Genomic DNA, 12,979 nt, shown 5'->3' on the forward strand with positions numbered 1-12,979 from the left:
CCGCTAAACTATTCATTTTTACGTGCGGATTAATATCTTGCACTATAATGAATAGTGATTTTTTAATTAAAATTCAGAAGAAACTTGAATGAAAAAAAACATTAAATATACAGCACTGGCAACCAGCTTAATTCTGGGCGTGCTCTCTGCTGGTGTCCAGGCTTCCGATCAAGATGCGGCCTCTACAATGCCGGACATCAGTCAAAAAAATATCCTGGTTGGTTTTTGGCACAACTGGGCCAGTAAATCTGATGGTTACAAACAAGGGTCTTCAGCTGATGTGGCGCTTTCTTCGGTACCCGATGCCTATAACGTAGTGACCGTTGCCTTTATGACAGGAAACGGAATTCCCAGTTTTAAACCTTATAATATGTCTGATGCCTCGTTCCGCGCTGAAATCTCCGCGCTTAACGCACAGGGGCGTGCAGTACTGCTTTCTTTAGGCGGAGCTGACGCGCATATTCAGCTGAGCCAGGGAGATGGCCAGAAGTTTGCTGATGAAATCATGCGTCTGATCGAACTGTATGGCTTTGACGGTCTGGATATTGACCTTGAAGGCGGCGCCATTACCGCTGGCGCAAACGTAACCGAAATACCTGCTGCCTTAAAAATTGTCAAACAACGATACCCACACTTCATTATCAGTATGGCGCCAGAGTTCCCACATCTGCGAACTGGGGGAGCCTACGAGGGATTAATCAAGAATCTGGACGGATATTACGATTTTATTTCCCCACAATACTATAACCAAGCAGGCGACGGCATTTGGGTTGAAGGGCATGGAAACCTGCAACAAAATAATGATAATGCCAAAGCAGATTTCCTGTTTTATTTAACAGATTCAATTATTCATGGTACGCGTAACTACGTGCATATCCCTGCTGATAAATTCGCCATTGGCCTGCCCAGTAACCCCGATGCAGCGGCCAATGGCTACGTAAAAAATGCGGCAGATGTTCGCACTGCCCTGGAGCGGCTTGATGCGCAGGGAACTCCAATTAAAGGACTAATGACTTGGTCGGTCAATTGGGATACCGGCAAAGACGCCAGCGGTAACCCATATGGTTACGAGTTCGTGAATCGTTACGCCGAGATGGTCGGTGAAAGGCCAGTGGCTGCGCCCGATGCAGAAGCACCTTCAAAACCAGGCAAGCCAATTGCCAGTGCTTACAACAATAGTGTTAGTCTCGAGTGGGCTGCCGCTACCGACAACGTGGGCGTGAAACATTATGAAGTATGGCGTGATGGCATAGATATTGGACAGCCCACATTACCTGCGTTCCGTGATACCACGGTTAAACCTGCCATGACTTACAGCTATCATATTGTCGCGGTCGATAAGGCCGGCAATCGTTCGGTATTTAGCGACGAGACGATGATAACTACTGAAGCAGATGAAGACAAACCAGAACAGGATACTTTGGCGCCTTCTGTACCGCAGGGATTGCAGGCATCGCAGATCGCTGAAACCAGCGTGAAACTTATCTGGCAAGCTTCAAGCGATAACGTGGCTGTAACGGGTTATCAAGTATGGCGCGACGGCCGTATGCTTACTCAGGTTAACACGACACACTGGAATGACAGCGGCCTTAAGGCAGCCAGTGATTACCAATACCACATCATTGCCACGGACGCTGCGGGTAATCAGTCGGCAAAAAGCCAAGCGCTACGGATAACAACTAAACCTCAGCAGGACACAGGTACTGATAGCACTTCATGGAGTAGCCAGACAATTTACAAAGGTGGCGAGATCGTCAGCTGGAAAGGAAGTGAATTTAAAGCGAAATGGTGGACGCAGAACAATGAGCCGGGCACCAGTGATGTTTGGGAAGATCTGCATAAGGAGACCGGTGGTGAGTGGAAGGCGACTACCACTTACGTAGCGGGAGACAAAGCGGCTTTTGCAGGTAAAAACTGGGTTGCAAAATGGTGGACAAAAGGAGATCGTCCAGGAAGCAGTGATGTCTGGAAATCCGAATAAAAAGGGAATGTAACAAATATAAACTGGCCGCATTAGCGGCCAGTTTATATTTGCACTTAATAAGTGAGTCCGAGTCAGATAACTTTTTATTATATGTAAGTATTTATGTTGCAAGTTTAAAAAAATTTTTTCGCTACGCTTTAAATAAATCCTTATTCTGCCTAACCTTTCATTGGCAAGTTTTTATTTTCAAGTATGAAAGTAGGTCAATTATAATGAGTAATAACATTGATAATATAAAAAAATCGGTAAGAGTAAGGTGCGATCAAAGTATGACCTTTTTTCCCGACTACTCCACTGGATTACATCCGCAATGATTATTTATGCAATGTGTACGAGCTATTTTCTACATCTTCTTGAAGGTACGTCAGGATTCCACTTTTTTTCTGAACTTAATATGTCCTTGGCAACGGTAGCAACGCCCCTAATTTTTATTCATTTCGTATGGCGATTTTTAAACCTTCAATCCCTTCTCCAGAATATATTCCTCCACGTAAACGCCAGCTTATAGCATTTTTATATGAAATACTGTATCTGACGGTCATGGTAGTTCTTATCAGCGGTTTCCTGATGCTTAAACAGGGCTATTGCTTGTTTGGTTTAATTGAGGTGCCTCAGCCAGTTTTATCGGTTGAAATTAACGCCTTCTTTTTTATCGTTCATCGGTTCGGTTGTGTTTTACTTGGCATGATCGTTGTAGATCACATTGGAGCAGTTATCAACTATCGACGCAAAGACCAGCATGAAATGCTGCAAAGAATGATATAGACTTGCGATTGTTAAAGTGAATAATCTTCAATAATACCTTTCCCGAGACGCAATTAGTTAATTTTACTTCTGCTAACATTATGATAATCTATGCTATAACTAAGCTCCTTCTTATTAACGTTAATTTTTATGTTTGGATGCTGATAGTACTTAATCAGCACAGAAATCTAGATATGAGGTTATGGTCAAAAAATTATGAGCGCGGTTGCTCGATTTGTTTCATAACCAGCATGCTGGTGTATCTGGCTACATGTTATACTTCTATACGCGCCGGATGAGTGATTATAATGATATTTTGCATACAATTAATTGGCATGCTTATGCTCTAGATGAAAGGCGTGCCGTAATATAAAGCGTCGCATCATCAGTATGTTGAAGGGTTGATTCATGAAAAGAATGCAATAGTAACAAGCGTAAATAAATCGCAGGCATTGGGGCTTGATGCCCCACCTTGAAGTCGTTTATACCGGTACCAATGGATGCTGTGAAAGCGGTAGAGATACCATTATGTTGCTGAGCGTTTATTTGTGCCTGAGATAAATGAAGAACTACGGGATCCCGGTCAGGCCAGACTAAGCTCAGTAAAATTAATGACATTATTTTGGTCAAAACTGCAAAGAATTAGCAGTTAAACAACAACGGATAATCCTTTATGGATGTGGTGCGACAGTCTGATTTATCTTTTTCTGAAATAACATTAATTGCCGGACACTCGATAACAACACGCTCTAACATTAAATCGCAATGTCGAACATGCGCGTCTGGGCCAGCAGGCAGTAAAGCTGGCAATCACTCTGCACACCCAGCTTTTCCATTGCACGTAGCTTATGAGCGCTTACCGTTTTAATACTCAGATGCATCTTGCCTGAAATTGCGGTCAGGGAGAGGCCGCGACACAGCATGCGCAGCACATCATTTTCACGCGCCGTCAGCTCCTGACCCGCCAGCGTGTCGCGGCGAAAAAGGGAATCCATCAGACCGCGTTCAATATACACTTCATCATTCAGCACCGTGGAAATAGCCCGCGACAGCATGCGTTCGCAAGTATCGCGACTAATATACCCTCTGGCGCCCGCTTCCAGAGTCATGCGAATGATATTGGTGTTACGGAAAGGCGACAGCACAACAATCCGCGTCTCCGGGAATTTGCGCGCCAGCCATTTTACCAGCGCGGTGCCGTCCAGCTCGGATACCGGGCTTTCCGTGCGTCGGGTATTCAGCGAAAATCCGAGAAAAACCACATCGACTCTTTGCCCGGACAGCACACTAATCAGCTCAGCCGGCGAATCGGTATCGCCGATCACGTTATAGCTCACGCCGTCCATTGCGCTGTCGGAAAGGGTGTTTATCATTGAGGCGATGCCCCGGCGGATAAGCGTGTGTTCTTCTGCGATCAGGATATTGATAGACATGATGTTGTCCCCGGATATAAGTAAGCTTGCATATGATGGGGAGAAATATACGGTGCACACTAAGATGTTTCTATCATACTAGTCAGAAAAAATGCCAATCTTACTCGGGATTTTTACTATTCAAATAGTAAAGAATAAATCAACCAATTGATACTGGAGCCAATTACCGCTCGCGCCAATTACAGGAGCTAGGTGTCGTGTATGACGGATCAAAGCATTAGTTCAAAGAGCTGAGTTTTAGCCAGTAAAAAATAGAGCTGTGAGTCGTTTTTTACATTGAGCTTAATCATAGCCTTTTTCTTTTGTGTACTTATTGTTTTAGGGCTGAGTTTAGTCTTCTCGGCAATTTCTGTACCGGACAACCCTTGACAAAGCATATTGATTATATCAGTCTCGCGCGGTGTCAACAGCAATTCTCTCGAATAAAGGCTACGACAAACCGGTGAGATCAGGTGTTGCTTGCCATGCTCGTGTCCATGAATAATTGATTCGAGCAGTATATTGAGATCATTTTCATTATTGTCATGCGTAATGAATGCATGTGCACCTGCGTTTCTTATCATGCGATAAATATGCGGATTCAGGTAAGGTGAAATTACAACTATGGCCATGTGAGGCCAGTTTTTTCTTAAATATTTGATTAGCCGAGTACCCTCTAGCTCATTAAAAGGCGATAATTTGTCACAGTTTCTTAATCTCAGACCCATGATCACTATGTCTGCCGGCTTAGCTTTAAGAAGTGCATCCAGATCCGACACTGTGTCAGTTTCACCCTCCAACGATAACGTATGATTACCTGAAGATATAATGTTTTCCAAGATAGCTCTTAACCCACGCCTTACAAGGGTGCTTTTGTCGGCAATGATGATACGTTTACTCAATGTATTGTCCTCTTTCAAATTAATTATTTATCGATCTGCAAAGCAGAATTTAATTTTAAGTTCTTTGGCTGTGTTTATCTATCAATCGCGCCGTACAATTTTGGGATATTTATAGTTTATAGCATGCTTTTTCTTAATTAATCATGAGGAATACATGATTAATTTCTCATGTGAGAATTATCTCAACATCTCATGGTAAATTCTTCTTTGCTAGTGGTTGTTTCCTTTAAATAAAATAAAGATAATTCCACATCGAAAACAGTTTTATGTTTTTTACTCATTCAAAATAAACCATAGAAAGGTATAAAAAGATGGCACTTTCTAATTCCAGCTTTCATACAAAAAAGCTGGCCTGCATCATTGCATTTTATTGTGCTGCGCAGGCCAATTTTTCAAATGCTGAAGGAATGATGACCGTTACGGCAACACCTAATGGAGAAGCGGGAAAAACATTCGTCAATACTAAAAAGAAATATCATGCTCAACCTGTCAGTGATGGCGCCAGTTTACTTTCAACGCAGGCTGGTTTCAGTCAGATTCGTAACGGCGGTACCAACGGCGATCCTGTTTTACGTGGAATGTTTGGTTCACGACTTAATATTCTGGCCGATGGCGGAAATTTACAGGGCGGTTGCGGGTCGCGTATGGATTCACCAACCTCTTATATCTCTCCAGATAACTACGACTTGGTAGAAATTGTAAAAGGCCCGCAAACCGTTCTATGGGGACCGATGGCATCAGCAGGAACTATTATGTTTGACCGAGTGGCGGAATATTTCCCGGAACCTGGTATGAAAGGTTCCGTTTCTTTTCTGCACGGTAATCACGGCCGAACGGATCAGGATGTTAACGTGGCAGTAGGAGATCAGGATGGATGGCTGAGGGTTGATGCTAACCGTTCAGTAGCAAAAGACTATAAATCTGGAAATGGTACGCGTGTTCCTGGACTGTGGCAGAAATGGAATGCCGGGGTCGCTATAGGATTGACGCCTGGAGAAAATACGCTCATGGAACTGGCCCTGAGCGGAGGTGACGGAAAAGCCCGCTATGCCAGCAGGGCTATGGATGGTTCAAAATTTCAACGTAAAAGCGCGTTGTTTAAAATTGAGCAAAGCAACCTTACCGAGCACCTGACCAAAATTAATTGGCGCAGTTATTATAATGTAACTGATCACGTAATGGATAACTTTTCACTCCGTGAGCCTCCAGCGATGAAAATGTCATCTGAACCGGGCAGTGTAGTTTACGGCACGCGTTTAAGCGCTGACTGGGAGAAAAACGATGCGCTGGTCACCTTTGGCGCCGATGCGCAGCAGCGGCAGCACAGAAAAAAACAGCCGCAGAGCTGGAAAGCAGATGCTGAATACCGTCAGGTTGGTCTTTTTGCCGAGTGGCATGAGACGTTAAGTGAAAACAGTAAAGCGGTAACGGGCGCGCGTATCGACTCCGTACATTCCCGCGATTTACGTCAAGACGGGCACGTCTCGCGTCAGGCAACCTTGCCTGGGGTTTTTGCTCGCTACGAATACACTTTCCCCAACGCGCCAGTGAAAATCTGGAGCGGCGTGGGATACACCGAGCGTTTTCCCGACTATTGGGAACTCTTTTCGGGTAAAGCAGGCGCTGCCAGTTTTAAGCAACTTAAAAGTGAAAGAACCACGCAGTGGGACAGCGGTATACAGTACCAAACTGAGGCGCTCGATTTCTGGGCATCAGGCTGGCTGAATCGCGTTAACGATTACATCATGTTTGATTACTCTTCAAAGACAACACGTGCGGAGAATATTGACGCGTGGACTATAGGCAGCGAGTTGGGTTCAGCATGGAGTTTTGCGCCGAACTGGAAAGTGCAGTCTACGCTTGCTTGGGTCAGGGGAGATAACCTCAGTCAGCATAGTCCGATGCCGCAAATGCCGCCGCTGGAGGCTAAAGTTGCAGTGACCAGGAGCATTAATCAATGGGATAGCACGCTTGCATGGCGAGGTGTGGCCAGCCAAGGGCGTGTGGACAAAGATAAGGGCAACGTAACGGGACGCGACCTGGGTCGCACTGCCGGCTTTGGCGTATTGAGCTGGGATGCTTATTATCATGTTAACAATCGTTTCACCGTAGGGGCAGGAGTGGATAACCTGTTTAACAAGAATTATACGCAGCATCTTAATGGAGCAGGAAACAAGCAGTTCGGTTTTTCAACCGATCAAAAAATACCTGAGCCGGGTCGAACAGGTTGGGTAAATGTTGAATATAAATTTTAATAAATACCGTCAATGAGTAGTGAGTGCCTAGGAGATAAGGACCGTTTCTTTTATGTGGGCGGGTTGCCCACATTTTTTCACTGACCTCTGGCAGAGTAGGTAGATGGCTCAAGAATTGATACCAAGTAAATCAGCGTTGCGCCGGGTGGAATAGACGGTGGATAACCACTATCGCCCCATGCCAATTCCGGTGGAACTACCAGCGTAATAACTCCTTTTTTACCTGCAAAAGAGATCGCATCCTTAAATAAAGGCGGATAGTCACTTAGCCGTGAGGAGATGAATGAGCCGTTGCGAGCCATATCGTTGACTACAGTGCCATCGGTAAGACTTTCTCGTACCTGGATATCGACCTGGTCGTTAGGCATGACTCTTCCTTCTCCTTTTTTCTCTATCCGATAGTAAAAGCCCGTAGCTGCTCGCTTTACGCCCGTGCGTTGCACAAATTTTTTTATATAACGTTCATCCTCTTTTTGCTGCCGCTGAGCAAAGTCATGGCTTGCCTGGGCAAGTTCGTCATCCTGTCTGGCGATAAACGCGTCAACTTCTGTTTCAGACAATAGACTACGCTGCTTCAGATAATCATTAATGCCGTCGAGCAGGTTTTTTTTATCAAAAGGGATATTTAGCATTTTTCGTTGACTTTCCATCAGCGAAATATTCTTTCCAATCACTACACCCGATGCGTAAGAATTTTTATTTTTGTCTGTTAGAAGTATTGGGTCACTGTTTCCGGTAGAAGGTCTATTTTTATCAGCGAAACTCAGATTACCCGTCAGAAGTGGAAGAAATGTCAATGCCGGCTTTAATATAGGGATTGTCTTCGCCAGTAGAGTTTGCCCACCCGTTAAAGGCGGGAAGTTAGAAGATATATCCAACATTGCGGAGCAAGACTTGTCCCGGTCACTTTCTTTTTTTAATTTTTCCTTTAACTTCTGAACCTGCGCCTTTTCCAGTGCAAGTGATTTTTTTAATTTCTTTATCTGCTTGTTCTGTTGTTGAGCATCAACGCTGATAGCACGTTTGCTTGGTGGTGAAGGAATATTTGGAATTTTATCAGCAGGCGATGCAGGAAGGAATTTTTCATTGGAAAAATTACCTCTGCCAATAGAACGATCCCATCTGTAGTTATCAGCATATGTGCTGGTGGTTATTAATAAAGCTAAAAGGTAAAAACCTTTACCTTTACTGGCTGCCTTAAACATGATTTTATGTTCCGCCTTTAGTCAAGGATAAATCTAGTATAAACGGATGAAACTTAGGGCAAATAAACTTGCTTTGTTCGGATTTAATAAACTTCCAACCATACCTCTTTAAGACTTTAATGCAATTAACAAAATGGAAATGACTGATTTACGAGGTTGGTTTTTAATTAGTTATGTCCAAATAGTGAATGTCCATGATTTAAATGAATAATTATTATTAACAGGCTTTAAAAGCATGTGCAGCTGATGCTCTTATTTAGAGAGCGTCAGTAGTTTAACTTGGACAATTTAAAAGGATAACTGTTGTGCAAATGACACGAATTACGGCGCTGCTACTCGCTCTGGGAATGGTTGCTGGTAGTGCACAAGCAGCATCATCAGTAGATGGCGGCAATATTACTTTCAAAGGTGCAATTACCACATCTCCTTGTGGCATTGCTGCGGATTCTGCCGATCAGGTAGTTGATTTGGGTACGGTAACAGCCAGCAAACTTAAAAAAGGCGAAGAAGTTCGCAGGACACCTTTTTCAATCGTGCTGACCGACTGTGACTTAAGTACGCAAAAAACGGCGAAAGTGAAATTCACGGGCCAATCAGCAAATGGCAATGACGAGCTGCTAGGACTTCAGGGCACTGAAGGTGCAAAGGGTGCTGGTATAGCTATTATGGGTGATAACAATACGGTGATTAAACCGGGTGCAGATTCACCAGCATTCAATCTTAACAACGGCGATAATGTGTTGCGTTTTCAAGCCCAGGTAAAACGCATTAATGAGACCGATGAGGTGACTGCAGGCCGTTTTAATGTACAGACCGGTTTCCTGGTATCGTACGAGTAATTTCTTGCTGATAATTTATTGAGTGAAAGAAAGGAATCTTCACTCAATTTAACTAGTAAAAATGTCAATTATAAGCCTTCTGAAAAAATTGATACTTTGTTATCTTTTTTAATTTTAAAAGGACTGGTTTATGATTTTATCGCGCCAGTATAAAAATAAAAGTTCATTGCTAGAAAGCTATGTTAAATAATTCTTTATGAAATGCTTAGTGACAGCATTGCTACAGCAATTTTAAACGCCATTATGTTACCTGTTTTTTGTCTGTGGTCGCCCCCCCCAAATTAAAAGGGGTGGAAGCGACTAATATATTATCTATTGGTATTAAGCAGCAACGCTATACCATCATATTGACCCAAGAAAAGCGAACATTCTTATATGATGTCCCTTAATACAAGAAAAAAAATGCTTGCTGTATGTATTGGTCTCTCTTTTTGTAAAAGCCACTATTCTGACGCAGCAACAGAATTCAACACGGACGTGCTGGACATTGATGAGCGTCGCCGCATTGATCTGAGTCATTTCTCCAGGGACGACTACATCCTGCCCGGTGATTACCTGTTAGATATAAAAGTCAATAACGGCAATTTAGGGCAGCGGTCAATATCAGTATTCACAGACGCCCGTAATAAAGATGATTCTAGGCTCTGCTTTCCAGCTGATTTAATAAGCAGACTGGCGCTTAAGCCGGCGGCGCTTAAAAACGTCCGTTACTGGCACAATAAGCAGTGTGCCGATCTCAGCGAAATTGAGGGCGCCCGAATATCAAACCGTATTGGCCAGGGTGAGTTGAAAGTCACTGTACCCCAGGCATGGATGAAATATTCATCACCCAACTGGGTGCCGCCTGAGCAATGGGAACACGGTATTCCTGGTTTGCTGCTGGACTATAACCTGAGCGGCCAGATCGGCAAACGTTATGGCCCCGGACAGGTGCATAGCTCATACAATAGTTTCAGTAGTTATGGCACCGCAGGCGGGAATGCTGGCGCGTGGCGGGTACGTGCGGATTATCAGGCCAACTCGTCGCGTAATCGCCTGAGAAACCGTAGCGAATTTAACTGGAATCGGTTTTATGGTTTTCGTCCGCTGCCGGAGATTGGTGCGCGGCTGGCGGTGGGCGAGCTCTACCTTGAGTCGGCGGTTTTCAACAATTTTCGCTTTACCGGCGCTAGTTTGCGGGATGACGAGCGCATGTTGCCGCCCGAACTGCGCGGCTATGCTCAGGAAATCCGTGGTATCGCGAACAGCAATGCCACGGTGCGTGTACTGCAGGACGGGCGGATACTCTATGAGACTACGGTTCCTGCTGGACCGTTTACCATTCAGGATTTGGGGGCAGGAATTCGTGGGAAATTGCAGGTCAGAGTGGAGGAGAATAATGGCAACGTCTCCACGTTCGAGGTTAACTCAACGTCGCTTCCTTACCTAACAAGGCCTGGCCGGGTACGTTACAACCTCTCAGCGGGCGTACCGTCTACCCTTCGTCACCATATGGACGGACCGGGCGTGGCAGCCGGTGATTTTTCGTGGGGGTTGAATAATACCTGGTCGTTATATGGAGGATCGTTACTTTCCAGTAACTATCAGGCCCTTAACTTAGGTAGCGGCGTTAACCTAAACGCTCTTGGGGCGATGTCGCTGGATATTACACACTCTAGAGCGAAGCAGCCTGCCGGCAGCACGGATGCTGGTATGTCTGTACGGCTTCAGTATGCAAAACGGTTTGATGACTATGACAGTCAAATCACATTTGCTGGCTACCGCTTTTCTCAACGCAAATACGTTGATTTCCCCCAATACTTAGCCGCGAAGCAGGGAGAAGGGGCATTAGACTTCGCCCGTCGGGAAAAACAAAGTTATGTTGTTACGGCCAATAAAACTTTTTGGGCGGATGATTCAACAAAGCGTTTGACTACCTATTTAAGTTATAGCCAACAGCATTACTGGAACAGCAGCCAGCGCAAGCGTCTTGACCTAACACTCAGCAAAAACTTTGACGTCGGCAATATAAAAAACATAGCTGTCTCGGTAACGGCTTACAAATCGAAAGAATATCGCGGCAGCGAATATGGTGGGGCAATCAATTTTTCCGTTCCCATCGGTAGCGGCCGTCGCGCAGGCTATGACGCGCAGGTATCTCGTCAAAATGTTACTCAGCGCGCAACGCTCAGTGATTACGCAGATCCGGATAACAGCTGGAACATGAGTACGGGCGTTAACCAGCATGGCAAAGGGATTGTCAGCGGATATTACACTCACAATTCGCCTTACGGTTCGATGAATATTAATTCCTCTTGGCAGCAGGAAAGCTATGCCTCTCTAAGTGGGACTGTGCGGGGCGGTGTGACGGCAACTGCACACGGCGCAGCTGCCCATCGTGACTCAGGCAATAATAGCCGAATTATGGTTAATACCGGTGACGTGGGTGACATTCCAATTGATGGCGGTCGTGTCAGAACAAACCGTTTCGGAATTGCGGTCGTACCCGGTGTAAATAGCTATTTTGACACCACGACCCGCATTGATGTGAATAATCTGCCTTACGATGTGGAGGCAGTACGTGCGGTGGTGCAGGGAACTCTGACAGAGGGAGCGATTGGTTATCGCAACTTTGAAGTTGTGAGGGGTGAAAAAATGTTTGCCAGCTTGCGAACAGTTGAGGGCACCGCTCCACCATTTGGCGCCGTTGTGGTTAGTAAAAGCGGACGTGAAATTTCTGTCGTCAATGATGACGGTACTGTTTATCTCTCCGGTGTTAAGCAAGAGGAAAAACTTGACGTAGCCTGGGGAGGAAAAAAACAGTGTCAGATTAAAATTCCTGCCAACTACCAAAGCCTCTCTCAACTTCTTTTACCTTGTGAATAAAATATTGAGATACAGAGAACAATGATGAACCCTATTTGTTTTACTAACTTCATGACATTAGCACTATTTTTTTTCTGCACAATTTCACAGGCAGCGCTGACGCCGGACCGGACCCGAATTATCTTTAATGGCGATCAAAATTCCGTCAGCCTGAATGTTAATAACGCTAATAAAACGCTGCCTTTTTTGGCTCAGGCATGGCTTGAGGACATTAATCATAAAAAGGTTACTTCGCCACTTATAGTCATTCCGCCCATACAACGGATTAACGGCGGCGAGCGCAGTCTTGTGCGTATTACACGTTCACAGCTTGCTGCCCAACTTCCTCAAGATAGGGAGAGCCTCTTCTATTTTAATTTACGCGAGATCCCGCCACGGTCTGACAAAGCGAACGTATTGCAAATTGCATTGCAGTCACAAATGAAGCTGTTTTACCGGCCAGTATCGATTATTGCCGAAAAAAATGCGGTATGGCAGGAGAGGCTGATTATTAATAAAACAGAAACCGGAATCATCATTAAAAATCCGACTCCATATCATATTACGTTAAGTAGCTTGAAATTGCGAAGCCAAAAGCTAGGAGGCGGGCACATCCGTGGTTTTGAGAGCGTAATGATAGCGCCTCAATCACAACTATCAGTCACGCTTTCGGATCGGCTTCCCAATCGTTTTGTCATGACCTATATCAACGACTATGGCGGTCAGCCAGAGCTGATGTTTAGCTGTGCCAAGGATAATGTGTGTCTGCCTGATACGTTAAAGAAATAGACTAG

The 12,979-nt window shown here is 44.8% G+C and carries 9 protein-coding genes; 6 read left to right on the forward strand and 3 right to left on the reverse strand.

Going from position 1 to position 12,979, the window contains the following annotated elements; genetic code table 11:
- Positions 1-88: 88 nt before the first annotated feature.
- On the forward strand, positions 89-1,981 hold the full coding sequence (locus tag ACYAC5_RS23455) for a carbohydrate-binding protein (RefSeq protein WP_462063524.1): 1,893 nt from the start codon (positions 89-91) through the stop codon (positions 1,979-1,981).
- Positions 1,982-2,425: 444 nt separating this feature from the next.
- Entirely contained in the window at positions 2,426-2,749 is a 324-nt protein-coding gene (locus ACYAC5_RS23460) for a cytochrome b/b6 domain-containing protein (RefSeq protein ID WP_462063525.1), read from the forward strand.
- Between the two features lie 734 nt (positions 2,750-3,483).
- On the opposite strand, the gene ACYAC5_RS23465 is transcribed toward ACYAC5_RS23460, so the two are convergent.
- Both ACYAC5_RS23465 and ACYAC5_RS23470 read right to left on the reverse strand, forming a co-directional pair.
- Complete coding sequence (locus tag ACYAC5_RS23465; RefSeq protein ID WP_462063526.1) at positions 3,484-4,161, reverse strand: LuxR C-terminal-related transcriptional regulator; 678 nt, start codon at positions 4,159-4,161, stop codon at positions 3,484-3,486.
- Between the two features lie 209 nt (positions 4,162-4,370).
- Entirely contained in the window at positions 4,371-5,042 is a 672-nt protein-coding gene (locus ACYAC5_RS23470; RefSeq protein WP_462063527.1) for a LuxR C-terminal-related transcriptional regulator, read from the reverse strand.
- Positions 5,043-5,353: 311 nt separating this feature from the next.
- On the opposite strand from ACYAC5_RS23470, the gene ACYAC5_RS23475 reads away from it, so the two are divergent.
- Entirely contained in the window at positions 5,354-7,297 is a 1,944-nt protein-coding gene (locus ACYAC5_RS23475) for a TonB-dependent copper receptor (RefSeq protein WP_462063528.1), read from the forward strand.
- 77 nt (positions 7,298-7,374) lie between these two features.
- Here ACYAC5_RS23475 and ACYAC5_RS23480 read toward each other — a convergent pair whose 3' ends face one another.
- Positions 7,375-8,502 carry an FKBP-type peptidyl-prolyl cis-trans isomerase N-terminal domain-containing protein gene (locus ACYAC5_RS23480; RefSeq protein ID WP_462063529.1) on the reverse strand — a complete coding sequence of 376 codons (1,128 nt, stop codon included), beginning with the start codon at positions 8,500-8,502 and terminating at the stop codon, positions 7,375-7,377.
- Between the two features lie 311 nt (positions 8,503-8,813).
- Between ACYAC5_RS23480 and ACYAC5_RS23485 the strand changes: the two genes are divergently transcribed.
- The 3 genes from ACYAC5_RS23485 to ACYAC5_RS23495 all read left to right on the forward strand — a co-directional run bounded on the left by ACYAC5_RS23485 (position 8,814) and on the right by ACYAC5_RS23495 (position 12,974).
- On the forward strand, positions 8,814-9,341 hold the full coding sequence (locus ACYAC5_RS23485) for a fimbrial protein (RefSeq protein WP_462063576.1): 528 nt from the start codon (positions 8,814-8,816) through the stop codon (positions 9,339-9,341).
- A gap of 402 nt (positions 9,342-9,743) precedes the next feature.
- Complete coding sequence (locus ACYAC5_RS23490; protein ID WP_462063530.1) at positions 9,744-12,206, forward strand: fimbria/pilus outer membrane usher protein; 2,463 nt, start codon at positions 9,744-9,746, stop codon at positions 12,204-12,206.
- Positions 12,207-12,227: 21 nt separating this feature from the next.
- Positions 12,228-12,974 carry a fimbrial biogenesis chaperone gene (locus ACYAC5_RS23495; protein ID WP_462063531.1) on the forward strand — a complete coding sequence of 249 codons (747 nt, stop codon included), beginning with the start codon at positions 12,228-12,230 and terminating at the stop codon, positions 12,972-12,974.
- Positions 12,975-12,979 lie beyond the last annotated feature (5 nt).

Source organism: Pantoea sp. y20 (assembly GCF_054903455.1).

What these genes read in the sequence shown, in the direction of transcription:
- ACYAC5_RS23475 (WP_462063528.1), top strand. Translation starts at nt 5,354, where the DNA reads ATGGCACTTTCTAATTCCAGCTTTCATACAAAAAAGCTGGCCTGCATC.
- ACYAC5_RS23465 (WP_462063526.1), bottom strand. Translation starts at nt 4,161, where the DNA reads ATGTCTATCAATATCCTGATCGCAGAAGAACACACGCTTATCCGCCGG.
- ACYAC5_RS23480 (WP_462063529.1), bottom strand. Translation starts at nt 8,502, where the DNA reads ATGTTTAAGGCAGCCAGTAAAGGTAAAGGTTTTTACCTTTTAGCTTTA.
- ACYAC5_RS23455 (WP_462063524.1), top strand. Translation starts at nt 89, where the DNA reads ATGAAAAAAAACATTAAATATACAGCACTGGCAACCAGCTTAATTCTG.
- ACYAC5_RS23485 (WP_462063576.1), top strand. Translation starts at nt 8,814, where the DNA reads ATGACACGAATTACGGCGCTGCTACTCGCTCTGGGAATGGTTGCTGGT.
- ACYAC5_RS23495 (WP_462063531.1), top strand. Translation starts at nt 12,228, where the DNA reads ATGATGAACCCTATTTGTTTTACTAACTTCATGACATTAGCACTATTT.
- ACYAC5_RS23490 (WP_462063530.1), top strand. Translation starts at nt 9,744, where the DNA reads ATGCTTGCTGTATGTATTGGTCTCTCTTTTTGTAAAAGCCACTATTCT.
- ACYAC5_RS23460 (WP_462063525.1), top strand. Translation starts at nt 2,426, where the DNA reads ATGGCGATTTTTAAACCTTCAATCCCTTCTCCAGAATATATTCCTCCA.